The sequence below is a fragment of the Streptomyces sp. NPDC096339 genome (genome assembly GCF_044762985.1).
GTDB lineage: Bacteria > Actinomycetota > Actinomycetes > Streptomycetales > Streptomycetaceae > Streptomyces.
In genome coordinates, this window is sequence record NZ_JBIWFI010000039.1 from 43,743 (window position 1) to 67,968 (window position 24,226).

The 24,226-nt window shown below is 69.0% G+C and carries 28 protein-coding genes; 22 read left to right on the top strand and 6 right to left on the bottom strand.

The genetic code is table 11. From position 1 onward, the window contains the following. Window positions 1-579 precede the first annotated feature (579 nt). From ACIQ5Y_RS33510 to ACIQ5Y_RS33530, 5 genes are all read right to left on the bottom strand, one after another. Entirely contained in the window at window positions 580-852 is a 273-nt protein-coding gene (locus tag ACIQ5Y_RS33510; RefSeq protein ID WP_403889300.1) for a helix-turn-helix transcriptional regulator, read from the bottom strand. Window positions 853-1,090: 238 nt separating this feature from the next. Next, window positions 1,091-2,002 carry an FAD-dependent oxidoreductase gene (locus ACIQ5Y_RS33515; protein ID WP_403889194.1) on the bottom strand — a complete coding sequence of 304 codons (912 nt, stop codon included), beginning with the start codon at window positions 2,000-2,002 and terminating at the stop codon, window positions 1,091-1,093. Further along, a complete protein-coding gene (locus tag ACIQ5Y_RS33520; protein ID WP_403889197.1) occupies window positions 1,999-2,583 on the bottom strand; it encodes an isochorismatase family cysteine hydrolase in 585 nt (194 codons plus the stop codon). Before ACIQ5Y_RS33520 ends, ACIQ5Y_RS33515 begins: the two co-directional genes overlap by 4 nt. After that, on the bottom strand, window positions 2,583-3,749 hold the full coding sequence (locus ACIQ5Y_RS33525) for an XRE family transcriptional regulator (protein ID WP_403889200.1): 1,167 nt from the start codon (window positions 3,747-3,749) through the stop codon (window positions 2,583-2,585). The genes ACIQ5Y_RS33520 and ACIQ5Y_RS33525 overlap by 1 nt, the downstream gene beginning before the upstream one ends. A 200-nt stretch (window positions 3,750-3,949) precedes the next feature. Next, on the bottom strand, window positions 3,950-4,297 hold the full coding sequence (locus ACIQ5Y_RS33530; RefSeq protein ID WP_403889202.1) for a GntR family transcriptional regulator: 348 nt from the start codon (window positions 4,295-4,297) through the stop codon (window positions 3,950-3,952). A 358-nt stretch (window positions 4,298-4,655) separates the two neighbouring features. Here ACIQ5Y_RS33530 and ACIQ5Y_RS33535 point away from each other — a divergent pair, with 358 nt between their 5' ends. The 21 genes from ACIQ5Y_RS33535 to ACIQ5Y_RS33635 all read left to right on the top strand — a co-directional run bounded on the left by ACIQ5Y_RS33535 (window position 4,656) and on the right by ACIQ5Y_RS33635 (window position 21,553). Continuing rightward, window positions 4,656-5,465: a hypothetical protein gene (locus ACIQ5Y_RS33535; RefSeq protein WP_403889205.1), complete on the top strand. Its 810-nt coding sequence runs from the start codon at window positions 4,656-4,658 to the stop codon at window positions 5,463-5,465. 106 nt (window positions 5,466-5,571) lie between these two features. Further along, the gene (locus tag ACIQ5Y_RS33540; RefSeq protein ID WP_403889208.1) at window positions 5,572-5,802 is read left to right on the top strand and encodes a hypothetical protein; all 231 of its coding nucleotides are present in this window, start codon (window positions 5,572-5,574) and stop codon (window positions 5,800-5,802) included. 156 nt (window positions 5,803-5,958) lie between these two features. Further along, window positions 5,959-6,492 (top strand): WhiB family transcriptional regulator, encoded by a 534-nt coding sequence (locus tag ACIQ5Y_RS33545; protein ID WP_403889211.1) that lies wholly within the window; start codon window positions 5,959-5,961, stop codon window positions 6,490-6,492. Further along, window positions 6,489-6,833: a hypothetical protein gene (locus ACIQ5Y_RS33550; protein ID WP_403889214.1), complete on the top strand. Its 345-nt coding sequence runs from the start codon at window positions 6,489-6,491 to the stop codon at window positions 6,831-6,833. Before ACIQ5Y_RS33545 ends, ACIQ5Y_RS33550 begins: the two co-directional genes overlap by 4 nt. Window positions 6,834-6,970: 137 nt before the next feature. Beyond that, entirely contained in the window at window positions 6,971-7,156 is a 186-nt protein-coding gene (locus ACIQ5Y_RS33555) for a hypothetical protein (RefSeq protein WP_403889217.1), read from the top strand. 219 nt (window positions 7,157-7,375) lie between these two features. Further along, window positions 7,376-7,567, top strand: coding sequence for a DUF5999 family protein (locus ACIQ5Y_RS33560; RefSeq protein ID WP_403889303.1), 192 nt, complete (start codon window positions 7,376-7,378; stop codon window positions 7,565-7,567). A gap of 316 nt (window positions 7,568-7,883) precedes the next feature. After that, a complete protein-coding gene (locus ACIQ5Y_RS33565) occupies window positions 7,884-9,566 on the top strand; it encodes a DUF2637 domain-containing protein (protein ID WP_403889220.1) in 1,683 nt (560 codons plus the stop codon). A gap of 203 nt (window positions 9,567-9,769) precedes the next feature. Further along, window positions 9,770-10,327, top strand: coding sequence for a hypothetical protein (locus tag ACIQ5Y_RS33570; RefSeq protein WP_403889223.1), 558 nt, complete (start codon window positions 9,770-9,772; stop codon window positions 10,325-10,327). 383 nt (window positions 10,328-10,710) lie between these two features. Next, complete coding sequence (locus tag ACIQ5Y_RS33575; RefSeq protein WP_403889226.1) at window positions 10,711-12,219, top strand: hypothetical protein; 1,509 nt, start codon at window positions 10,711-10,713, stop codon at window positions 12,217-12,219. Between the two features lie 11 nt (window positions 12,220-12,230). Then, window positions 12,231-12,602, top strand: a complete 372-nt coding sequence (locus tag ACIQ5Y_RS33580) for a hypothetical protein (protein ID WP_403889229.1) — start codon at window positions 12,231-12,233, stop codon at window positions 12,600-12,602. A gap of 6 nt (window positions 12,603-12,608) precedes the next feature. Then, entirely contained in the window at window positions 12,609-14,816 is a 2,208-nt protein-coding gene (locus ACIQ5Y_RS33585) for a hypothetical protein (RefSeq protein ID WP_403889231.1), read from the top strand. A 91-nt stretch (window positions 14,817-14,907) separates the two neighbouring features. Continuing rightward, window positions 14,908-15,237 carry a hypothetical protein gene (locus tag ACIQ5Y_RS33590; RefSeq protein ID WP_403889234.1) on the top strand — a complete coding sequence of 110 codons (330 nt, stop codon included), beginning with the start codon at window positions 14,908-14,910 and terminating at the stop codon, window positions 15,235-15,237. A gap of 54 nt (window positions 15,238-15,291) precedes the next feature. After that, the gene (locus ACIQ5Y_RS33595; protein ID WP_403889236.1) at window positions 15,292-15,756 is read left to right on the top strand and encodes a hypothetical protein; all 465 of its coding nucleotides are present in this window, start codon (window positions 15,292-15,294) and stop codon (window positions 15,754-15,756) included. Window positions 15,757-15,877: 121 nt separating this feature from the next. Continuing rightward, the gene (locus ACIQ5Y_RS33600; RefSeq protein WP_403889239.1) at window positions 15,878-16,213 is read left to right on the top strand and encodes a hypothetical protein; all 336 of its coding nucleotides are present in this window, start codon (window positions 15,878-15,880) and stop codon (window positions 16,211-16,213) included. Window positions 16,214-16,497: 284 nt separating this feature from the next. Further along, window positions 16,498-16,950 (top strand): RRQRL motif-containing zinc-binding protein, encoded by a 453-nt coding sequence (locus tag ACIQ5Y_RS33605; protein WP_403889242.1) that lies wholly within the window; start codon window positions 16,498-16,500, stop codon window positions 16,948-16,950. 189 nt (window positions 16,951-17,139) lie between these two features. Beyond that, window positions 17,140-17,913 carry a hypothetical protein gene (locus ACIQ5Y_RS33610; protein ID WP_403889245.1) on the top strand — a complete coding sequence of 258 codons (774 nt, stop codon included), beginning with the start codon at window positions 17,140-17,142 and terminating at the stop codon, window positions 17,911-17,913. Between the two features lie 111 nt (window positions 17,914-18,024). Continuing rightward, window positions 18,025-18,408 carry a hypothetical protein gene (locus ACIQ5Y_RS33615; protein ID WP_403889248.1) on the top strand — a complete coding sequence of 128 codons (384 nt, stop codon included), beginning with the start codon at window positions 18,025-18,027 and terminating at the stop codon, window positions 18,406-18,408. Further along, complete coding sequence (locus ACIQ5Y_RS33620; protein WP_403889251.1) at window positions 18,387-18,509, top strand: hypothetical protein; 123 nt, start codon at window positions 18,387-18,389, stop codon at window positions 18,507-18,509. Before ACIQ5Y_RS33615 ends, ACIQ5Y_RS33620 begins: the two co-directional genes overlap by 22 nt. Window positions 18,510-18,520: 11 nt before the next feature. Beyond that, the gene (locus ACIQ5Y_RS33625; RefSeq protein WP_403889254.1) at window positions 18,521-19,231 is read left to right on the top strand and encodes a hypothetical protein; all 711 of its coding nucleotides are present in this window, start codon (window positions 18,521-18,523) and stop codon (window positions 19,229-19,231) included. Between the two features lie 460 nt (window positions 19,232-19,691). Then, complete coding sequence (locus ACIQ5Y_RS33630) at window positions 19,692-20,426, top strand: ParA family protein (RefSeq protein WP_403889257.1); 735 nt, start codon at window positions 19,692-19,694, stop codon at window positions 20,424-20,426. Further along, a complete protein-coding gene (locus ACIQ5Y_RS33635; RefSeq protein WP_403889260.1) occupies window positions 20,426-21,553 on the top strand; it encodes a ParB/RepB/Spo0J family partition protein in 1,128 nt (375 codons plus the stop codon). Before ACIQ5Y_RS33630 ends, ACIQ5Y_RS33635 begins: the two co-directional genes overlap by 1 nt. A 1,531-nt stretch (window positions 21,554-23,084) precedes the next feature. On the opposite strand, the gene ACIQ5Y_RS33640 is transcribed toward ACIQ5Y_RS33635, so the two are convergent. Next, window positions 23,085-23,444 carry a transposase family protein gene (locus tag ACIQ5Y_RS33640; RefSeq protein WP_403889306.1) on the bottom strand — a complete coding sequence of 120 codons (360 nt, stop codon included), beginning with the start codon at window positions 23,442-23,444 and terminating at the stop codon, window positions 23,085-23,087. Between the two features lie 75 nt (window positions 23,445-23,519). Here ACIQ5Y_RS33640 and ACIQ5Y_RS33645 point away from each other — a divergent pair, with 75 nt between their 5' ends. Beyond that, a complete protein-coding gene (locus ACIQ5Y_RS33645; protein ID WP_403889265.1) occupies window positions 23,520-24,209 on the top strand; it encodes a hypothetical protein in 690 nt (229 codons plus the stop codon). The last annotated feature ends 17 nt before the right edge of the window (window positions 24,210-24,226 follow it).

Here is a 24,226-nt window from a genome sequence, read left to right on the forward strand (position 1 = left end):
CTTAAAAGCGCATGAACCGGACGGCGATCCCGTGACACGGGACGCGTGTCGAGCCTGAACCGGTGGAAAACGGACAAGGTCAAGCTGACAAGGGGACACCACGTCGTGCACTATGAGAAACGACCTGCTCTCCATATAGCTGGACGACCGCGCCCCTCGGGGCTGGACGGCCAGATGTGCGGATGTGATGGGTGAGCCCCCCTTCGTGAGAAGCGGGGCAGGCACCGATCGGGCGGGGGAGATTTCTCCTCTCTCCTGGTTTTGCTGAACCGCGAAGCCCCCGTGGTGGGGGCCTGTGGTGACGCGACTGGTTCTGCTGCTGTGGCTGTGGTGGCTGTGGTGGCCGTGGTTAGTGGCCGGTGGTGCGGTGGCCCTGGTTAGGGGCCAGAGGAAAACGAGCGGCTCGGTGAGCCGCAGCTCAGGACCAGCGCAAACTGGGACCTGAGCGAGACGGGCCGCGCGAGGCCAGCGGGTGGTTAATCCGCTCTCGGCGCGCGCGGCCGATGGCCGTTAGGTCATCCCGACCCCCTCGTTACCGAAGGTGGCGTCGGCGACCCCGAAACGGCCCGGACCATGAGGTCACTGCTCATTAGGCACCCTCTCGATGGCAGCATCCGGGTGCTTCGACGCGAGCTGGCGGAGAAAGTCGGCGTACTTCAGGCGATTGCCACGGTGAGGCTGGGTCTGTCCTGCCTCCCACCGTGCGACGGCGAGGCGCTGAACGCCGATGGCGTCGGCGACCTCGGCCTGGGTGAGACCCGCAGCGACGCGTAGCTGCTGCCGAACGCGAGGCGTGGGGAGGGTGTCAGCATCCACATCCACCAGGGCACCAAGTCGCCTCTGATTCGACATCACAACCCCCACCCTAGAAATCGTTTCCCGAAAAGATACACACCCTCGACGATCTTCGGTACCGAGAGCAAGCGTGTTGCCGTGCGAGACACTGACCAACCGCACCCGGCTTCCCGTCCTTCCCCGGCAACCTTTCCGCTCTTGACGTAAGAAGGCTCAGGTAGAGCCCGAGGTGCCAGGGATTCTGAGGCCGCCTGCCTGGAAGCTCGCCTTCTGCTCCGTCACGTCAACTCCTCCGTCAGACGTGCTGCATCGCGGTGGAGTAGTAGTACGCGAGCGCTGCTTCGGCCCCTGAGCCCTGCGCAGTGGTGATGCGCTGGTACCGACCCGATCGCAGGTCACCAGCGATGAAGATCCGAGGGTGCTGCATGTCCGGGGGGCAGTATCCGGTCTCGTCCAGCGAGAGGCCCTCGAGAGCCGCCGGCCTGTTGCCGAGGTTGCTCAGCACGGCTGTTGCTACGTAGACCTTGTGCTCCCCCTGACGGCCCTCCACCTCCACGACGAAACCGTCGCCGTACTCCGGTCGTGAAATGGCGACGCTGGAGACCGGAACGACCCGGACCCTGTCGTCTCCTGATACCTCGACCAGCTTGTAGTCGTCCGTCGGTGGGGCGAGGACGTGAAGGGTGACGGAGGACTCGGGATGGGCCCGCAGCCAGGTGCCGAGCGGTCGGTCGCCCCCAAGGACGTACGTCCGCTGCCCGATCTGTTCCGGCGTTGCACGCCAGATCGGAGGTGTGGGCAGCGAGGGCGCGATCCTGACCCAGTCGGTATCGGAGGGAGCCATCGTGGCAACGCCCGTACTAACCACGATCGCTCTTGCGGTGAGCACTCGATCATCCGCAAGAAGCAGCTCTGCGCGGTCGAAATAGCCCCGCACTCCCACAGCTCGGGAGCGGATCATTCTGCATCGACCCGCCTGTTGAAGCCGGGCGAGGTCTGCGGCCAGCGCCTCGGCCAACTGGGGGCCGGTTGTCCAGTTGCCGGAGACGTTCTCCAGCGCACCGATAGTTTGGAGCTTGCCGCCGACGCTGTCGGCCTCCACGACGAGCACCTTCATGTTGAGGCTGGTGGCCATCAGTGCGGCCGCCATGCCAGCGGGGCCGGCCCCGACGACCAGGACGTCGGCGTCGAGCGAAGGTGTACTCACTGGATCCCCGCAGTTCCGCTGATTCGAGACAGAGCGATGTCGCTGGTGACGAGCTGACCGGCGCCCAGGTTCCGGGCCGCGAGTAGCAGAGCGGCCTCGTGGTACTGGGAGCCGCCGCTGGAGGCGCACCCGTCGGTGACGATCCACGGCCGGTAGCCCCGCTGGTAGGCAGCTGTGGCGGAGTCGTACACACATGCGTCGGTGTCGATGCCGCACAGCACCAGGTCACTCCAGCCGGAGTCTCGGATGAGCTGCGATCCTTCGAGCGTGAAGACTGACGCCTGAGCTTTGTCGATGACCAGGGCCGAGTCGTCGATGAAGGGAGCCAGGTTCTCCACGAACGCCTGCTCCTCGGCGGTGCGGAGCCGCTTCCAACCGGAAATCGTTTCGTAGGGCGAGCCTGGCGCGTTGTGAAACCGGGTGAAGGCCACCGGAGCGCCGGCTGCTCGCCAGCCGTCCACCAGCCGTACGACCGTCGGGACAACATGGCGGCTGTGCTGGTTGACGAAGCCCTGCTGTACGTCGATAACCAGCAGCGCTGTCGTTCGCGGGTCCAACCCGTCCACCTTTCCCATGGCCATCAAGGGTTGCTGTCTCGGAGGGCGTCCTGAGCGGCGCGAAGCCGATCGGGGAGTTCGCTTGTGGTCAAGATTGCTTCGCGCATCACGCGGTGCTGAGCCGTCTCGGTGGGACGCGCAGTTGTGAGCCGGTAGTACGCACTCCGCAGAAATCGCCAGCCGTACTCGGGAGGCATCACCGGGTCGTGGCCGTCCTCGACGGTGTGCAGGATGTGGGAGGACAGAGCCCACAATGCCTGGACATCCAGCTCTAGAGCGACGATCTGACTTGTCGTGAGGGCGCGCTCATCCGGCTGCGGGTGGTAAGAGACTCCGGACCATCCGGCGACACCCGGCGAGACGCCGCCGCCGAAGGGGACAGCCTCGGCGTGCGACCAGCCTTCGCGGAACTTGGCAGCTTCGACGTCCGGCCCCAGAGAGACGACGTTCTCGGGGTCCTGGCGGTTGACCAGCACGGAGGGTGTGGCCAGGAGCTGCAGCGCGGTGTCCAGACCCGCGCCCGTCCAGGAGTTCTCGCGGAGTTCGTAGACCGACAGAACGTACTGCGGCGCGGGCACCTCGTAAGTGGGCGCTCCTGCCGCATGGAGCTTCATGAGCTGCGTGATCTGCTTGCCTGCCCAGGCGCGTTCCTGCAGATACGTGCGGTATCGCCACACCGCCAAATCGGTCAGCGATTCGACACGGTGATGCTCTTCCAGGTGCACTACGGCGACGCCGCACCCGTAGGCGTGGACCGCCGACGACTGGGCTAAGCGGTGTCCGGCCGGAAGCGTCCGTCGCTCTAAGCCTGCCGGGCCAGAAGGCGCGGGCGCGCCAACGGCGTACAGGGGGGCGATCCGCTCGCCTACGTAGGACGGCAGGAACTTGTGGGAGACGACGGTGCAAGGCGTCGGCTGCGGACTATCGGCGCCCGCGGCTGCGACGGCGGGGCCGTGGAGCGCTGCCAGGCGCAGGCGGAACGCCTCCTGCTCCTCGGGGGTGCACTGGTTGAGCGCCGTATCGAGGATCTGCGCCATCTGCGGACGACACACACCGGTCCTGTTCTGCTGCCAGTGCGAAACCGTCCGCGGGCTGATCCCGAGATGAGCGGCGAACCCCCGCACCGACGCGCGCATTACCGATCGCAACAGCAGTGCCTCCTCGCCTGTCCACTGCTCAACTGCGATCACTACACACCCCCATGACGGCCTGTTGCCAGGCAGGAAGAGCCCTGCTGCGACGCTATTGCGACACCCCTTCTACGCCGGGACATCCCCCCGAGATGCCCGCGACCCCGAAGCTGATCACCGTCGAAGTGATGCCGATGACGAACGGGGGCGCCGTGCTTGCCACGACAGGAGAACGAGGCGGTACAGCGTCATGGTCGGGCTCAGGGCTGGGCCGACCCGCTGCTCTGGTTCTGCTCGACACGTTCGAGTCGTGCACTCAGATCGGCGACCTGCTCTTCGAGACGCCTGATGGCCTGCGCAGTCGGGTCAGCAAGCGCATCGAGGGCGTTCTCGCGAATAAAGCTCCCGCGTCCCGTGTGGGAGTAGATGACTCCGTCCCGTCGAAGTTCGGCGAAGGCGCGCTGCACCGTTCCGGGCGCGACGGCGTACTTGCTCGCCAGCTCCCTTGTGCTCGGCAGCTTGTCGCTGGGCTTGAGTTGCCCAAGCCGAATCTGATCGCGTACATCCTGCGCGATGCGCTCGAAGGGTTGCATGGCCTCGTCCGTCATGAGCCACATCCTAGAGCCACCTCGCTCGAATAGATAGCCTGCCCAACCTGGTTGACACGGTAGCTAGTGTACTGGTTAGGTTATCCACGTCGACACGATTGGTGGCCGGTTAGGCGCCGACCGCGAAGACGTAGGACCGCACCACCGCAAAACAGCGGGAGTCTCTGCCCTCCGGGGCGGGAGGCAGTGGGGTGAGCCGAGCTCCCCCGGCCGAGACGCCTGTACCGAATAGCTCCACCTGATCCACCTCGAACGGCGCTGCTGCGCTGTCTGTCCGCCAGGACCAACCCGCCGAAAGGCCGGCCTGGCGCGGCAGAGAAGGCAGCACCCGCACCCGATCCCACATCAGGAGGACTCGATGCCCCGCAAGCGTCCCGGCCGCGTCCGGACCAAGCACACCAACCGCCGTGCGCCACTGCTGCTCAGCACTATGGCCCCCGAGGACTTCAACGTCCGCCCCGGCGAGACGAAGTCAATCGCCTGCCCCGACTGCCACACCTGGCGCCGAATCATGGGCGACACCGTCCTCAAGATCCGCGAGCACTGCATCTCTGACAAGCTCGCCGAGGGCGAGAAGCACACCCTCTGCCCCGGCACCGACCAGGTCCTGGTCATCGACATCGACGTGCAGCGCTGGCAGGCCCGGCAGAACCGTCTGCTGCGCGACGCGATGCCGCAGGAAAACCGGCGCGCCGCCCAGCAGTTCTACAAGCCGCTCCCGGCCCCGGCTGCTCCGGTCTCCCGGATCAACGCGGAGAATACGCTGGAGACGGCCCGTCAGTCCTACCTGGCCCACCGCAAGGGCTGCACGGTGTGCTTCAAGGGCCAGCACTGCACGGACGGCGGCATCCTCGGCCGCCGCTACGTCCTCGCGCTCAACCAGGAGCCCGCCCGCCGCGAGGCCAGCGAGGAGCAGGAGCGCCGGGAACGCCGCACCGTGCGGAAGCAGACGGCGCCGGCCGTCCGCAAGGCGCAATGGGCCAAGCACGGCGGCACGGCGGTCGAGACGGCGAACAACCGCTGCGCGGAACACATCGCGGATTCGGTCTCCGAGTTCCGCGGCCCCCAGCTCCCGCTGGCACCGCACGACGTCGCGGCGCACGACCGGCGCCAGGCCGAACTGGGCAAGCAGTACGGGCGGAAGGCTTCAGTGACGTCGGCCGCCTGACCCGCGCATCGCGACGATCGACCACGGCCCCGGCCGCCCCGCACTCGGAGGCGGCCGGGGCCGTGGCTGCTCGTACGAACAGCTCGAACTGGATCAAGGAGTCGAGATGAACGCGTGGGACAAGCAAGTCGAGAAGGTCTTCAACGGTCTCGTGCGCCAGGCGGTCGCGTACGTGGGCAAGCAGATCGGCGGGCAGGCCAAGTCGCTCGTGCAGCAGCGGGCGGATCAGGTGATGGCCCTGGCCGCCCGTGGCGACAAGGCCGGATTGGACCGGCTGATCCGCTCATGGCCGACAGCCGAGGCCCGGCAGGTGCAGGCAGAGATCGAGCGGCGCTGACCCACACGGTCGGCCATGGTCGCCGTCACCCCGCAGCCGGGGTGACGACGGTCATGGCTGCTCGTTCGAACAGCCCAACGACGACGACCCCTGGGGGGCATCCCGGGGGTCGTCTTGCAGTCACCCTCCACGAAAGGGACGACGTACATGCACAGGATGACATCCACTCAGGCCCGCCGGATGCGGCGCCCGGTACTCCAGGCCGCGATCGAGGTCAGCGCCAAGTGCGTACAGGCCGACCCCGACCTCTTCTTCCGGGCCGACGGCGAGCCGCCGGCCACCTGGCAGGCGCAGCGCGCCGAGGCGATCCGCTTCTGCCACGGGTGCCCCGTACGAGCAGCCTGCGAAGAGCTGGCCCTGCGCGACGGCGACGGCAACCCGCGCGTTGACGACCTCGTGCGTGGTGGGAAGTCCGGCTACGAGCTGGTCGCCCTCCGCAAGCTCCAGGCCCAGCGCCTTGCCGCCGCGATCACCGCCGACGAGGCCAGCGACATGCAGTGGAACAAGCTGACCGGCCTTGTCGTGGAGCTGAAGATGGAGGCCGGAAAGACGCCGGCCAAGGGCTCCGGCGTGCCGCGCCAGGCCGAGTCGCAGGAACGGCAAAACCAGCGGATCCGCAAGCTCGTCGCCCAGATCAACGCGATCCGTACCGCCCGCCGCGCCAGCACTGGCTGGGAGGTCGCGGCGTGACCACCACCTTTACTCCTCGCGCCGGAAAGATCGACGACATCGAGCGCAAGGATGACGAGCGCGGCTACGAGCGGGACGAGACCGATTCCTTCCACCAACTCGGCACGCTGCTGCTCACGATGGCCGAGCGGGACGACGCCCGGATCCCCGTCGGGCGCCGGGCCCGCCGCACCCTTGCCGAGATGGCCCCCGGCTACGTCCGGCCCGCACTGCTTACCTTCAACCTGCCGCCCCGCGCGGCGGACGACGCCTGTGTCCTGTGCGGCTTCTGGACCTGCCGCTGCGGCCAGATCGCAGCCCTCCCGGCCCTGCCGCCGAGCGCGACCGGAACGGTCCGGTGAGTGGCTGCGGCCACCCGCCGACCCTGGTCACCGTGAACTCAGTCGGCGCGGATGGCAAGCCGTACCAGTCGATCCGGCACGAGCCCTGCACCTGCGGAGCGCAGACGCAGCCGCAGCCCGACAAGGAGTAGGACCGCTTGCACATACCGGCCGCCCGTACCGCCCAGCACCGCGCGGTACGGGCCATCGCCGCGCGCGGCCTGAACCACCCCCTCACCCAGGCGCTTCTGGCGGCCGCCGTCCTCACCGCGGCGGCCGCCTGGGAGGCCGGCCACCGCGTTACCGACATCCACCCGCCGCTCACCAGGCGCGGCAAGAGCTGATTCCCCGGTATCCCGCCTGGCGGGTCCGGAAGGCAGTTCCTCGCCCCGCAGCCCTGGCCCGCCGCGTACCGGCCGCCTGCCCCCAGGGATGCCGCCCTTTTACACGCCTTCGGTCCGGGAGAGTCTCGGGCCCGCCCCCTGCCAGGAGAGCTCATGCAGCACAGCACCCAGCTCGACACCGCGCCCACCACTGGCACGGCCCGGCGAATGCCGGAGTCCCTGTGCACGCACCGCCCGACGTGCCCGACCGCGGACAGCCCCGACCGCGAGGCCGCGCACACCATCGCCTCCCACCCCGAACAGGGCTGGTCCCTCCTCTGCAACTCCGTCCTGGTGTTCGAGGACACCGGTGAACTCCTGCCCGACGGCCAGATCATCGCCCCGCACCGCTCCCTCGCGGTCACGGCCTGACGACTGCCTGATCCGCCCGCACCGGCCGCCGAACTCCAGCGGCCTGCTCGGGCGGTGAAGGGGAGCCGGACAGGTCGGAGCTCCTTTCGAGCCCGCCTGGCGGGACCCGTCCACGGTTTCGAGCCCGCCCTGCAGCACTCCTGCAGACCGGCATCCCGCCCGCCGGCCTTTTCGTGTGCCCGGAGCGGGTAGAGCCGGTGTTGCTTCGCAATCAAACGCCCGCACCGGCCTCTGTTTCGAGAACGCGCCCACTGCGTTTCGGGAGCACCGGCCGCCGTTTCGACCCCGCCCCTGAACCACCCTCTCGGAGGCCCCCATGACGATCACCGAGGTACCGCAGAGCGCGGCGCCCGACACCACGATTTCGCGGCCGCCGATCGCCGTTTCGGACACGCCCGAGAGGCTTTCGGGCGCGGCCGGGGGCGATTCACAGACGGATAAGCGGAAGGCGATCAAGCCCACGCGCGACCGGCTGATGACCGCCTTGTCGCTCGCTGCCGCCGTCGGCGGGACGCTGGTCGGCGTCATCGGCTTCGCGATGTCCTACAGCACCTTGGCAAAGGTCGCTCTGAGCTGGGGATTCAGCAAGGAACTGGCCCCCTGGTTTCCGGTCGGCGTGGACGCGAGCATCATCGCGTTCCTCGCCCTGGACCTGTACCTGATCCGTAAGAACACCCCGTGGCCGCTGCTGCGGATGGCCGCTCACGCCATGACCGGCGCGACGATCTGGTTCAACGCCAGCTCGCAGGGCCAGATCAGCGCCGACCCGGTCAAGGCCGCCTCCCACGGCGTCATGCCGATCCTGTTCGTGATCGGCGTGGAGGCCGCCCGCCGCCTGATCATTCAAAAGGCCAGGCTGGAGGCGGGAACGGTCACCGACCGCATCCCGATGCACCGCTGGATCCTCTCGCCGTTCGCGACGCCGAAGTTCTACCGCCGGATGCGGCTGCACGGGATCACCTCGTACCCGGAGATGATCCGCCGCCAGCAAGACCTCATCGGCTACGAGCAGTGGCTCAAGCGCAAGCACGACGGCGACCTGAGCAAGGCGACCGAGGACGAGCTGCTGCCCATGAAGATGGCCGCCCACGGCTACACGGTCGCCGAGGCCCTCGCGATGCCTGAGCGGCAGGAACGTGAGGCTGAGGCCCGAGCGGAGGAAGCCGAGCGCCGGCGCCTGGACGCGGAGACGCGCCAGGAGCTCGCGCGGAAGCAGGCCGAAGCCGACCGGCTGGAGGCGGAGGGCAAACTCGAAGCCGTCCGCGCCCGCGTGGAGGGCGAGACCGGTCAGGCCCGCGCGCACGCCCGAGCCCAGGTCAGCGCCGCAGAGCGGGCCGCTGAGCTGGAGGAGGCGGCGCTGGAGGCGGCCGTCATCGCTGAGGCCCGCGCCCGCGAGGCTGAGGCGGACCGCAAGGAGGCCCAGGAGCGCGAGGCCAAGGCCGCCGCGGACCTCCTTGCGGCGGAGCTGGAGCGCCAGGCGGCGGAGAAGCGGAAGCTCGCGGCGGAGGCCGACCGGGTCGCCGCGGCGGAGGCGCAGGCGATCGAGACGGCGGAGATCGCGGAGGCCCGGCAGCGTGCTGCCGAAGCCGATCGGGTCGCTACCGAAACGGAGAAGGCCGCTGCCGAAACCCGCCGACGCGCCGCCGAAGCCGACCGGCTCACGGCGGAGGAGAACGAGCGCAAGGCGCTCGCCGACGCCAACGTCCAGGCGGCCCGGAAGCGCGAGGCCGAAACCGAGGTCGCTGCTGCCGAAGCGCGGCTCGCCGCCGCCGAAATCGAGCGGCGCGCGGTCGAAATCGAGGACGGCGCGAAGCTCAGCCCGCGCGAGAGGGCGGTCCGCAAGGTCGCCCGGATGATCCTCGCTGCTGGCGACGACACCAGCCGGCCGACGCTCGCTGACATCCAGCGCGAGCTGGCGGTGTCCTCCACGGACACCGCCTCGAAGTACCGCCAGGAGGCGGTCGACCTGCTCCGCGAGGGCTACCGCCCGGAGCAGTGACCCGCCGCCCTGGCAGCGTCCGACACCAACGGTGAAGGCCAGCCCATTCGACCTGGGCTGGCCTTCGCCGCGACTGCCGGAAGCAGCCACAGCCCACCCAGTACACCAGACCTTCTCCCCGTACATGCCCCGTCTGCGAACTGGGCCTTTTCCCCGTCCCCGGCTGCAAGAGCACAGCCTGGCCGTCCAAGGAGGAACCCCGAGTGACTCACGACCGTGAGCGCGAATACATCGACCAGCGGTTCGCCAACCTGACCTCGGGCGCGGGGTGGGAGCAGCCCGCGCCCACCCCCTACGGACCGCCCGTCAAGGCCCCGATGAGCGGGCAGGCCAAGGCCCTCATCGCCATGGCCGGACTTGTCATCGTCGGCGCCAGTGCGGTAGGCGTCTCTGCGTACAGCGCCTCCTCCGGGCAGGCCGAGGTGCGAGCCCAGGAGCTCGCCCTCCAGGCCCAGCAGCTCGAGGTGGAGCGGGCCAAGGTGAACGCCCCGGACGCGAAAGCGGAAGAGCGGCGCATCGCCGGATTCCAGGCGTGCATCGAGAAGGCCGGCATGAACAAGGACGTCTGCGCGCAGGCGTTCCCGGCACCCGGCGGCACGAACCTCGGCAGCTCCAGGGGCGCGGCCAACGTCTCCTCCGCTTCCGACACCGACCAGGGCGGCGGGATCGGCGTCAGCGGCGGTCTCGTCGTAGCCCTGGTCGCGATCGGCGGGGTCGGATACATGGTCCGCAAGGCCAACAAGGGTGGTAACGCCGCGTAGTTTCCTTCCTTCCTTCCCTCCCGCGCAGAAGGGCCCGTTCCCGCCTCCTGAGGCTGTCAACGGGCCTTTCGGCCGGAAGGGAAGGAAGGAAGGAAGTCACAGAAAGTGAGGATTTCGCAGTGACGACACCGCCCGCCCCGCCCCCGATGCCCTCTCAGCCGCCCACGGTCGGGGCCCCGCCAACCCCGCAGTCCCAGGCCCCCGCACCGCCCTCCAACCCCGCGCCGGCATCCCAGGCCGGGGGTGGGGTACTCACTCCGGTTACGCTCGCGCGGCCCACCCGAGACGCCTCCGGCGGGTCCGCCGCCTACGCCTCCCAGGAGGACAACGACGGCACGGACGGCAAGTCCGGCAAGGGCGCGAGGAACACCGCGAGCCCCGGTATGTGGAAGGGGATCGCCGCCTACATCGCGAACCGGCCCCAGCAGCAGATCAAGGTCCAGCACACGATCAGCGAGATCCGCGGATCGTCCACCGACCGCAAGATCAACCACCAGGTCGCGGAGAAGCGCGGCGCCACCTCAGACACCAAGTCGACCCGCTCGGCGACCACCGCCCACGCCAGCAAGAGCGACAAGTCCGCCAAGGACCACAACACCCGCGACGCCAAGACCTCGGCCGCCAGCACCAAGGCCGACAAGAACAGCCGCGACGCGAAGACCGCGGACACCCGCAACGCGACCGACAAGAACAGCAACACCCGAGATGCCAAGACGGCGAACACCCGGAGCTCGGCAGACAAGACCAGCCGGGACGCGAAAACAGCGGACACCCGCAGCTCGGCGGACAAGAACAACCGCGACGCGAAGACGTCCTCGGACCGCAAGGACCACAACACCCGCCAGCAGGCGGGCAAGACGTCGTCCGACACGCAGGACCGTACGGCCCGCGACGACAAGACAAGCCGCACGACCGACACCAGCGGGCGGCAGCCGCCCGAAAGCAAGCCCGCCGCCGCGAACACACCACCGAAGCCCCCGGCCCCCGGATCGGCTACGGCGCCCACCCCAGCCAAAGCCGGAGACAAGCCGACGGTGGTCAATCCGGATCCGGCAGCCACGCAGCCGGGACCCCAGCCGGCGCCCGACCCGTCCGCGCCGGTGGGCCCGGCCCCGGCCGAGCCCACCGCCCCTACGGGCAAGCAGGGCAAGGCCAAGCCGAGGAAGGGCCCGTACACCGCGCAGCCCGCCCGCGAAGCCGGCTTCAACGCCGGGGCGCAGCAGGCCGCCGTCGAAGCGGACAAAGCGGCCTGGGAGGACGGCTACGCGGATGGCCAGCAGGCCATCCGCGACAAGGCCGCCAGCGACAAGGCGCAGATGGACGCCGCCCGAAACCGCACCCGAGGAGTTCCGCCCGTGCCCGCTCAGCCCACTACCCCGTCGGCTCCGCCCGCGCCCCCCAACCCCGCTCCCACTCACGCGCCGGCCACGGGGGCGGTGCCGTTGGGGGCGCGGTTCTCCACGTTCGGTGGGGCCGCGGCTGTTCACCTCTCCAATGGCAACACGCTGACCATCGGCGAGGTCCGAACCCTGCGCCGCCTCACCCAGTTCCTGGACGGCCGAGAACAGAACACCCACCGGATCGCCGACCAGTGCAAGCAGGCCAAGGAGGTCTCCGCGAACCGCGTCAAGGAGATCCAAGACCTGATCGACCAGTGCAAGGACCCGAAGATCAAGGGCGGCAAGAACCTGATCGCCGCCCTGGAACGGCTCCACGAAGCGACCGAGGCCCAGGCGAGTGAGGCCGAGAAGATGCACGGCAACGCCGTGCGCGGCATCGAGGCGCTGCGGACCCTCAACAAGAACGCGGAGACCCGGCACGGCGGCGTCTACAAGGCCGTGGCCGACTCCGACGAGACCAGCCCCGCCGAACGCCCCTTCTACGTCCGATAGGAGAGATCCGCATGGCAGACACCACCTACCGCAAACTGCGCGCAGAGGTGCAGAGCCTGGCCCGCCTGGTTGCCAAAGACGGCGAGACGATCCGGCAGATCGGCCAGCGGGCCGATCAGAACGCCCAGGCCGTGGCCCGCGTCGCCGACAGTCTCGCGAATCTCGAGGTCGACACCCACACGACCGGCGAAGCCAAGGACACGGCGCGGATCATGCGCGGTCTCTCCCAGGCGTCCATGGCCGCCGCTTCCGCCGCCGACAACGTCGCTGGCGCCGCCCGAGCCGCCGACGCCCAGGCCCGCAAGACCCACGAGGGCATCGACGAGCAGGTGGGCGTCATGGGCGTTCCCATGGCACGAGCCGCCTTCTACACACAGGAGTAACCGAGCATGTCCGAGATCACCGTGACCCGCCGCCCGCACCTCGCCGACCAGGTCCCCGCGCTGGTCTCGGTGATCGCCCCGCCCGCCCTCGGAGCCCTTACCCCGCTCCTCGAACCGGGCCTCGCCGCCCTCACCGCCGCCGCCACGGTGTGCGGGAGCGCGGCGTTCGCCACCCACTACGTGGGCCGGATCCCCACAAGCGTCCTGAACGCCACGGGCATCGGGGACGTGCTGACCGCCCAGCGCTCCACCCTGCTGGGCTCCAGCCTCCTCACCTCCATGGCTGTCGCCCCGGGGGTGTTCCTCGGCCCCGCGTACGCGGACAGTCTGCTGGCCGGGTTCCTCGACCCGGCCAGTGTGTCCGGGCTCGTCTCCGCCGCCTGGTGGTCGATGTGGGCCGGCCTGACCGTCAAGCTCCGCCCGGCCCTGGCCGCCCGCAGAGTCCGTATCTCCGCCCCCACCCCGGACGCCGGCCCGCCCGGGCTCCCGGGCCCCGGCGGCCTCTACAAGATCTGGGCCGACCACATCTCCGGCGAGGGCGGCGCTCACCCCGGGCAGCACCTCGTCGGTGTGACCGACTCCGGTGATGCGTGGACGGGCATCATCGAGGCCCCACAAGGCAGGTCGGTGAACGTGTCCGCCGAGGCGGTCGGCTCCGCCTACCGGACCCCGGCCGAGTGGGTCAGCTTCGCCGCCGGCCACCACCCCGGCGAGCAGTACGTGACCGTGCGCCGGACCCCGCCGGCGGAGCTGGACCCGAACACCATGGAGGGGATGTGGGCCCGCCTGGTCCGGCCGAAGGTCATGCCGGGCACCCACCTCAAGGACGCCCAGGTCGACCCCGCGACCGGCGGCTGGGTCGCGTGGGTCGTCGCTGACGACGACGTCCCCGCCGTTCCCGTCCCCGACCGCAAGCTGCTGGTTGGCGCCCTGCGCTCCTCCATGACGCTGGTCGACTACCAGCCCCACGCGTCCGACCCGCGCCGGGGCAAGATCCGGCTCATGGACAAGAACCCGCTCGAAGACGGGGTTCCCTTCCCGGGCCCGCAGGCGCTGGAGCCGTCCAAGGGCGGATACATCGCCATCGGGCGCGGGGTGAGCGGACGCGTCGCCCGCCTCCAGCTCTTCGACCCGGTGCTGGGCGCGCAGCACGTGTTCATCGCCGGGGTTACCGGATCCGGCAAGGGCGGCGTCGTCCAGATCGTCGCGCTCGCCGCGCACCTCGCGGGTATGGCGATCATCTACGCCGACCCGAAGGGCAGCTCCAACCCCGACGTCGAGACGATGGCCGCGTACGCGGCGACCGGCACCGGTGCGATCAAGTCCCTGCGGCTGGCCTACGCCCTGCTACAGCACCGGGTCGCGGAATCGGCGCGGCTCGGCCGGAAGAACTTCAAGGCCACCGCGGACTGCCCGTGGGTCATGGTGATCGTGGACGAGACCCACATGATCACCGACTCCTCCACCGAGGAGGGCAAGGAGGCGGTCTTCATCCTGGACAAGCTCGCGGCACTCGGCCGGAACCTCGGCATGACGCTGCTGATCGTCAACCAGGCCGTCAACGCCGACAAGCTCGGCGGGTCCACCGCGCTGCGCACCAACGTCATCCAGGGCGGCGCGATCGTCATGCTGCGAACGGACTCCGCCCAGTCGAACCTGGTGACGGTGGATGGCTTCGAGGGCATCGACCCCGGGGCCATCCCGGCCGCCTGGTCCGCCGAGGACGAACCCCTCGTGTGGTCCGACGACATCCCGCTCAACGACCCGGCCCGCACGTTCGGTCTCGGCTACGTCGGATCGCCCGGCGAGCCGGTCCAGATGATGCGCAGCTGGATCCTGGAGTCCGCGGCCCCGTACATCCGCCACGACGCCATCATCTGGCCGGCGGACTGGACCGGCTGGGACGACCGGCACGACATCGCCGAAGTGCCCGTCATCGGGGAGGCCGGCTACATCCCCAGCAACGGACCGGGCTGGGGCGGTGGCGGATTCGCCCCTCCGCTCGACGGCGGATTCACCAAAGCGCCAGCGGAGCTCAGTGCCGACGCCGCCGTCCTGGACTGCTTCGACGACACGGGCCTGGAGATCACCAAGGACGACATCCGCACCCTCACCGGCATCAACGAGAAAACCCTGTCCAACGTCCTGACCGCCCTGGTCAAGAAGGGCGAGATCGAACGCGTCAAGTCCGGCGTCTACCGCAAGAATCCGTAAGGAGGAGCCAGCAGAGATGATAGGTAACCTCGTCCGTCCCGCGCGACGTGTGGGCGCCCGGCCGGACCCGAGAGCCGTACACGCCCTGATCATGCAGGTCGAAGAGGCATACGCCAGTGGCCCGTCCGGCCACCCGGAGCCCAGCGTCCGCCACACACTGCGCACCGCGCGGGAGCTGATCATCCGCTACGGCTGGACCCGCGGCACCCTCTGCGACCAGAGCGGCCTGTGTCTCCTCGGATCGGTCCAGGCCGCAGCCCTCGCCTACGACCCGGCCGTGTGGGCGCGGGAGGTGCGGGCCGCCGAGGCACAGCTCATGACCACCCTGGGCACCCTCGACGCCCACGACCTCCCCCGCTTCAACAACCGTCAGACGTGGGCCAGCCCGGTCCTCGACCTCCTGCTCCGCGCCGCACACTGAAGTCGGGCCCGGCAACCCCTGGGCTCAGGAGGCCCAACTGCGCTTTCATGAGGCATGGACTCGACCGACGACTTCCCGGCACCGTGCAACTGCGGCGCCCTCGGCGACCACCCGCGCAACCCGAACTGCGCCCACACCTCCCGGGTCCAGATCGAGGTGACGGGTCCTCGCTCGGCCTGCCTGGAAGCCCTCGGAGTTCTCCGCGCCAGCTACCACGTGTTCCCCGAGCACGAGTGGCAGGACCCGGAGACCGAGGAGTGGGTCTTCAAGCTCGGCGCCGTCAGGAACTACTGGCGGCCCCTCGCGCCTCCCCCGGTGTTCACCGCGCCGCCGGAGCCCACCCCGGAGGTCGCCGTGCTGGCCTGCCTCAATGACCCGGTGGGCATGGAGATCGGCGAGGAAGAGATCCGCGTCCTCACAGGCCTCAGCGAGGAAACCGTCTTCAACGCCCTGACCACCCTGGTCAACACCGGCGAGATCGAGCGCGTCACATACGGCGTGTACCGCAAGAACGCCTAGAAACCGCAGGCACCCAACCCCATAGCTCAGCCCCGCGCCCCGCCCGGAGAACCCTTCCCGGCGGGGCGTCGCACTGCCCCGCCCTGTGCCAGCCCACTCCAGCCATCAGGAGACCAACCCCGTGCGCCGCTACCGCTACCGCTGCACCGTCTGCCGCACCACCAGCCCGGTCGTTCATCAACTCGAGGACCTGGCCGCCGAAGGCGAGGCTCACCGCCTGGCCATTCACGGAGGGCACATACCCGACGACGAAGCGGCTGGCCAGGTCGACCGCCTCGGCCGCTGGTACGCCTCCCTGGGTCCGCTGATCGCGATGCACGCGCGGATCGCGGACGGGCTCAGCGACCTTCGCGACCCCAAGGGCACTGGCCACCCCTTCTGGGCCTCCGCCGGCGCCACCCTCCTCCTCGGCAGCGCGGCCGCCCTCGTCCTCGGCGTCATCTCCGCTGCCCTCTGACCTCAGCTCCGACCGCCCTGCCTGACCACCGGCCCCGGCCGCCCCGAACTCGGGCGGGCCGGGGCCGGTGACCGGACAGGCCGGCCGGCTTACACGCTCAACTCGCGCCCGCCGCCCTGCACCCGAGGGCGGCGGGCGCATCCACGTCCACGCCACCGACACGGAAGGGTTCATCTCGTGCTCATACCCCGCCCCCGCCGCAGGATCGGCCGCCCGCGCCCCACCATCCCTGGCCCCCGCTACCCGCTTCCCCAGCGCCGCCTGTCCGGTACCTGGAGCCAGTGATGGCACGGGCGCGACGGAAGCGGCGCCGCGAACTCAAGCGCGTGCCCCGCACGGACGCAACCCTGCCCGAGCATGACCGCGGGGCCATCCCCGAGGGCCTGCTCACCCGGCGGCAACTGCGGGATAGGGGGCTGAGCCCCGGCGGGCACGACCCTGTCGCGGTTCTGCGCTGCAAGTACTGCGGGTTCCGACCCGACCAGTCCTGCAACCACCCCACCCGGGGATGGCTCTACGACGCGAGCCTTGCCCGACCGAAGCGGGTTCCGACGCTTGCCCAGGAGTGGGCGCTGGATCGCGCGATGGCCGCTCGGCAGACGTGCCCCGTGCCCACCTGCAGCCGAAGGTACGTGTTCTGCCTTCCCCTCAAGACTTTGGGCTCGTGCCTGGAATGCCACGACGGCACCCCGGCCGACCCCAGCTCCTACTTCGCGCCCCGGCCAAGCACCTGCTGACCGCCTGCGACGAATGCCAGTTGCCGGTGCAGGGCGGGGCCGCCGGCCTCGCCGCGCACCGCCGCACCGTCCACGACCCCCGCCGCGACTACGGCGACCGCCGCATCCCCATCACCGTCTACCTCGACCTGCCCCTGTTCCCCGGCGGCCCACCCGGGCCAACCCCGCACACACCTTCTGGAGGACCTCGTGACCCGCACCCCGAAGCAGCCAGTCTGGTACATGGCCACCACGGCCGACGGCATCATCGAGCGCAGTCGCCGGTTATCCCCCGTCAGCCTCGCCGACGCCGTCGGCCAGGTCATCGACCACCCCACCCCGTGCCGCACCAAGTGGTACGACGAAACGCCCCACTCCTACTTCCGCATGGTTAAGCGGGTCGGGGAGGTCCTGGAGGACACCAACATCCGGCCCGCCGCCTGGCCGGTCCGGCTGTGGATCGTGGAGCCGCTCGGCGAGACCGGCAACTGGGGCCAGTGCTACTACCCCTACCGGCTGCTCTCCCACCAGATCCGCGTCGTGGAGGAGACCGACGCCTGGCAGGCGCTTGGGATCCGAGGCCGGGAAGTCCTCGACGTCATCCACCACCAACTCCCCCAGCTCGCCCCCCGCTGGGCCGCCGACTGGGACACCGACCCCCAGCGCATGTGCGAACGGCGCGAGGACTGGCATCTGTGGGGCTGGCATGCGACCAGCGGCATGAAGGCCGAGGTCCTGGCCAACGACACCGCGCGCGCCCGGCGCGAGTCTGCCGCCCACTGGTGGATCCGGGGACTGGCCGCCGACGCCGCCGAACACACCCTTACCGACACCGGTGCCAGCCCGGCGGCCATCCACTACGCCCGCGGCCGCGCGGCCAACCTGGCCAACGCGGCACAGCACCAGGCCCGCTTCGACTCATACGTCCTCGACGCCCTGCGCGGCGTGGGGCTCGACTCCCCGACATCATCAGCACGGCCGTAACCCCCACCAGCTGAGATACCACCAGACGCCGGAGCGCCGCACCTGCCCTCTCCGCCCGGATGCGGCGCTCTGCCATTGCAGCTCCTTCACCAGTCGAACCGGAGGTTTCCCATGCCCGCGGCCCTGCCCATCGACCTGCTCATCGGCCCCTCCAAGGCCGCGGAGTTCATCGCTGCCTGTGTCACCGAGCTGATAACCGAGGACCACATTCCCGAGCCGGCCGCGTACAACGCGGTGTGCCGCGCCGTCCTGGACAGCGATCCGTTCGTCCTGGCCGAGGCTGGCCAGGTCTGGGCCCTACGGCCCAACGACCCCAGCGACGAGGATGACCCCGAAGGCCACGACGACCGGCCCGGCATGCTCTACGTCGTCCGCCGCCTGCGAGGCGACCACGGCCGCGTCACGGTCGAGGACGAGTGGGGCGAGCGCTCCATCACCTCCGTCACCGAGCTCGCCGCCTACGAACTCGACCAGTGGATCTGGGCCCGGCCCTGAACCTCGCCCTGATCCGCGAGGTCGTCGTCGACCACCGCCACGTGCACCTCCCGCGCGTCCTCGAGACGCCCACCGGCATCAGCACCGTCCAGCCCAAGTAGGAGACCGCCCGATGATCCGACGCTTCCGCCGCTGCGGCCATGCCCCCGGCGCCCTCACCCGCGAGGACCAGGCCGTCGTCGACCAGTTCCGCGCGATGCTTGCCGCCGTACGCTCCCCGGAGCCCTGGACACCCGGCCACGGCCAGGACGTCGCCGTCCGCATCGGCCCGTTTATCGAACGCGCGCACACCCGGCCCGGCGACGACCACGGCACCGAGATGATCGCCGTCGCCCTGGTCCACCCCGACACCCCGCACGCCGCGGCCTACCTCCACGGCCACCAACTCGGCTACACCGACCGCGGCTGGCTGCGCTGCGAGACGACCGCGATCCTCGGCGTCTGGCAGCCGGCCTACCGGATGCTCACCCACGTCGAGGCCGGCCTCTACATCCCCGACGACATCGGCATGGCCCCGGCCCACTACAGCGTCGACATCGAAGCACGCGAGCCGAATGGATCCGGCTTCACCCTCCTCCGCCTCGGCCCGTACACCCAGGCCTCGCTCGCCACCCGCGACGCCGACAGCCTCAACATCGAGCTCGATGGTCAGGCAGCCACCGCCGTCCCCGGGTTCACGGTCACCGCGACGACCGCGCCGTTCGACATCAATGACCACGAGAACTACAGCAACCCGTACCGGACCGACGTCGCCGAGCTCCTGGCCGCAGCACTCGCTGGGGCGCGCCTGGACGACGATGAGGCGAAGCCCTGGACGGACTGACCTCGCTTTCTCCCCACCACCGAAGCCCTGTCCCCGGCACACGCCGAGGACAGGGCTTTTCGTTTTTGGGCTCCTGCGCGAGCCATACATAGGCCCGCACCCCCAGCGCACGCTGGAGGTGCGGGCCTACTCGTGCTTCTGAAGCTATGCAGCTGGTTGAGCCGTTGTGCGGCCGCAAGACTCGGTGCCTTGGGACCGCCCGATGCGGCGGCCGACTTCACCACCCACCGCCAGGGGTGCAAGCCCCGGTCGTTCGCCCGAAGCGTTTCCAAAACCCGGTTTTGAAAGCCGTGCCTTCCCGGCCCAGGTGCCCCCGCTCAGCCTGGCGTTTCAAAACCCGGTTTTGAACGGACACGCCGAGGATTCGTTGGCAGGGAGGTCATACGTGGCATCCTGTCCCGGTCCGCTAGTACCGGCCCACCTGGGCCGGGAAGCATACGGAGCATCAGGAGCACCACCTATGGCACGGATCACCGCGCTCATCAACCGCAAGGGTGGAGTCGGAAAGTCGACTCTCACTGTGAACACTGCGGCCATCACCGCCCACGTTCTGGGCGCATCCCCCGAAGGCGACCCTGACTACGTCGCCGCAGTCTCCGCCGACCCCCAGGGCTCCACCACTTGGTGGTCACAGCGCGTCGGCGACGACCTTCCCTTCTCCTTCGAGCAGATCAACTCCAGAGACGACCTGGAGCTTTTCTCTCAACTCAAGAAGTCCCGGAAGGTCAGGCACGCCTTCATCGACACCCCCGGCTGGATGGACCTCCCCGAGGACGAGAAGGAAGAAGCCGGCGACCCGTTCGGCGAGAGCACCGCAGCCGACGCAATGCGAGCGGTGCTGGCCAACGCCGACGACATCATCGTCCCCATCGAGCCCGAGCCGCTCGGCTTCATGCCCACGCGCGACACCATCGAGGAAGTGGTCAAGCCACTCGGCCTTCCCTACTTCGTCGTCATCAACAACTGGGACCCGCGCGACGGAGAAGCCGACCTGGAGCAGACCAAGGACTTCATCCGCGCTCAGGGCTGGAACCTCGCCAACACCGTGGTCCGCCACTACAAGGTTCACACCCGGGCGGCACTGGAAGGCACCGTCGTGACCCAGTACAAGAAGAACAGGGTCGCCATGGAGGCCCGCGAGGACTTCTACCAGCTCGCCCTGGAACTTGGGGCCGGTAAGAAGGACCGCCGCTGATGGCCGCCGCAAAGAAGCCCTGGGCGGACCTTCTCGAGGGTTCGGGCAAGCCCGGCAGCAAGCAAACCACCACCAGTGACGCCGCCAAGCCCGAGGCTCCGCCGACGACGGTGTACATGCACACGCTTGTCGGCAACCCGGACAACCCGCGTACCGACCCCGACTACACGGACGACGACCCTGAGTTCCGAGAACTCAAGGAGTCGATGAAGTCCGTCGGTCAGCTCCAGCCTGCCGTGGCCATGTCCCGTGACGCGTTCCTCCGCACCAAGCCGGAGCACCGCACCCGCGTTGGGGATGCCGAGTGGATTGTCATCCTCGGCAACCGCCGATTCCACGCAGCCAAGCAGCTCGGCTGGACCAAGTTCGAGATCCGGGTGCGGGACCGTTTGGCCGGCGGAGACGACGACAAGGTCGACGAGGCTGTGGTCATCGAGAACATCCACCGCAAGAACATCGCCCCCTACAAGGAGGCAGAGTTCCTCCAGCGGATGGTTGAGCGGCACGGTTCGCAGGAGAAGGTCGCCGAGCGCATCGGTAAGTCCCAGATGTACGTCTCCAACCGGCTCAGCCTGCTCAACCTCACTCCGGAACTGGGCGAGGCTGTCGATACCAAGCAGCTCAAGGTCAAGACAGCGGAGCGCATCGCCAAGATCGAGGACCGCGAGCGGCAGAAGGCTGTCGCGGCCGAAGAGATCCGCAGGGCTCAGCAGCCTCGAGCTCCACGCAAGCGCTCGCCTGCCGCGGCAGCGGGGCCGGTTCAAAACCCGGTTTTGAAACCCTCGCCCGACCCGGATACGAGCAGCAGTGGTCCCGCGACCGTTGTGACGACTCAGGAGAGTCACGCGATCGGCCGTGTCCCTGAGCCCCGGCTGATCCCAGCACCTGCGGAGAGCACCCCTGCTGCCGGTGTACTCCCCTGGCACGATGGTGCCGCCGTGATGGATGCCGCCTTGCAGAGGCTTACTCCAGAGCAGCGGAGCGTATTCATGCTCCGCTACTTCCACCGAAGCAGCGGAGTGGAAGCCGTCATCACGGACATGAGAGGGAAACTTCCCGCACATGACCGAAGCTCACTGGCAGCGATCCTCCAGCAGGTTGCCGCCGGCCTCCTGAGAGACGCGTAGCCGACGGAGCCCCAGCCCACAGGCCAATCACGATAGTGGGCTGGGGCTCCGTCGCGTACGGGCCGGGAACGGTTGCTGCGCCAGCCGGGTTGACGCGTGAAAGTGCCGCCGACCCAGTTGATCAGGGCCCGGTGAGGATGCGTGCCCGCCGATGCCGCGCCAGATGTGGAGGCCGGAGCCCGGGACCGCCTGAGCAGAGGATGGTTGGGCCCGCCAAGTGTGCGCCGCGCGTCTACCCTCCTGCGGCTGCCTGGGCTGGCACAATCGCCGGGCGTGAGAACCGAAGGCGTGCAGGAGGATGAGACGTCGGCCGTCGACGCGCTGCGAGATCTGGTTGAACGGGGAGCGAAACTCACGGTCGACACACCAGCGTTCGAACTCGCCCGGTGGCGAGCGACCGCGCTGTACGAACTGGCCGCGTCCATCCCTCCCGGACATCCCGCAGCTGGCGTCATGACCGCTTCCTCCGCCTGGGTCCTGGACGAGACCGACCCACGCCAGGCTGAACGCTCATTGGCCTTGGGCTGGGCGCCGCTGCTTGGCGCTCTCGAAGCCCAACTTCATCGATGCGGGCAAGGCCACCCTCGTCCGGAATCCGTCCCCTCGCCGCGCACACCAGCCAGCACGGAAAGGGAAAGCGGGAGCGAGGGTACCGTGGGGCCCTACCTCCAACTTCTCGGACCGATCGAAGTCCAAGGAGCCGCGGGCCCAGTCGAGCCCAACAGGCTCCGGTCCCTGATCGAGTACGCCTGCTGGATCCACTTGAACCCGGGCAAGGGCCACCACAGGCTCACTCGCGACTTTGGGTGGGCCCAGCACAAGACAACGCGAAATGCCCAGACGTCCCGGTTGCGCAAGTGGTTCGGAGCCGAGGCGCTCCCGCTCATCCTCGACAGCACCGGATATGCCTTCTCCCCTTCCGTCACGAGCGACTGGGCGCGATTCCAGGACTGCTGCCAGCTCAGCCGACAGAGCAGAGGGAGTGAGGCAGCACACCTGCAGTCTGCGTTGGAACTCGTCCGGGGCGCACCCTTTGCCGGCGTCCACCGCAAGCGCTACCAATGGGCCTTGCCAGTCGCAGATGGCATGACTCGCGCGGTCGTAGGAGCAGCTCTGCGCCTCGCCGAACTACGCCAGGTGGAACGCAACCTTGCCCAGGGGCTCTGGGCACTGCGGCGCGGGTTCACGGCTGCAGGGTTCGAAGGGATGGAACTTGACCGCTACGCGGCCTCGTACACCTCCGACTGGGAAACGATGGAGCGTGGGATGACCGATCTCCGCCACTTCCTCAACGAGAACCCAGTGCCAGTACAGGGGGACGCTAGCTGAGGCTCAGCAGGCGGGACCGTGTGATCTCTGGGGGTCCTGTGGGCCCTTTTGCACTGAGGGCCCAGCACCCAGACCCACTCGTGCGGCGCGATGAACGTTCCGAACGGGTGTGGAGCGAGCAGGCTTTACAAGCTCGCTTTCGCCTAACGACCTCGTGCATGGTTGGCGGTGGCACGTCGAAAGGTGCAGGTCGGACCGGTGGTCACCGTAGCCGCCTGTCCGCGCGGGTGGTGGTCTGCTGATGTGAGAGCAGGCCGGCAACGGCTTGGATTATGTCGCTCATGTGCTCGCGGCGGCCGTGGTGGCGGGCGAGGGCTCGCCAGTTCTTGAGGTGTGCGATGCCGTGCTCGACCCGGATCCGACGCGAGGAATGCGCCTTGCGCTGGCGTTCGTAGATTTCCTCGTACCAGTCTGGCGGGCTCTTCTTGAACTTGCGGTGCGGAGGTGTCACCACACGGCCGCCGGTCTGGGCGCCCAGGCCCTGGTAGCCGGCATCGGCGAGGATCTTCAAGGCTGGGCCGTTGACCAGGTGTCTGACCAGGCCTAAGTACCTGATCCATATCCTTGCTGTGCGTCCCGCAAAGCTTCAGGCACCCCAGCTGTCACTCGTGAGGCAGCTGGGGACATGATGGCCCTCGTGACGAGCAGCCCACAGACACCTCCGGCCCGGATCCCTGGCTATGACGGAGGCCCCTTCCGCCACCAGCCCGAACTCCTGGATGAGCATCTGTTTTGGCTGGTCCACCTGCATCTGGGCGATACGCGCGATCTGGAAGCGGGAGCCTTGCTGTCCCAGCTGCTGGGCGGCGACACCTGGCCCTTGTTCACGGTGCCGCTGGCCGGTGACCACCACCTGTATGTGGTGTATCGCGCCTTGGAGGGGGAAGCCGGCATCGACTACCTCGTGCACCACTCTGACTGGGACGCGGCCGAGACCTTGGCGCAAGACGATGGGCACTTCATGGGCCCGGGCCTGTCTTGGGCCGAGCTGATTGCCGCAGCGGACAACGGCTTGCCCGGCGGCAGCACCACCGACCCCCACTCCCGACTGCTGCTCCTGCTCCCGGCATTCGGCGACGACGCCGTACCGGATGACGCCGTCGAGCGCCTGACCGCGGCGCTACGCGCCCGCACCCGCGTTGAGGAGCCCGAGCGACTTGCTGTGGCGCGCCTCAAATATCAGGGAGAGTGGGGCCCCACGCGGTGGACGACGGCGAAGGGCGGCTACCTGATCAACGACGGTGGATACTCCTTCCGTAACCCCGCCAACCGCTTCGCCTGGCCGACCGCCCACCTCGCCCAGGTCGCAACCGCGCTGACCCCCTGACGGCACGATCGGGGGAA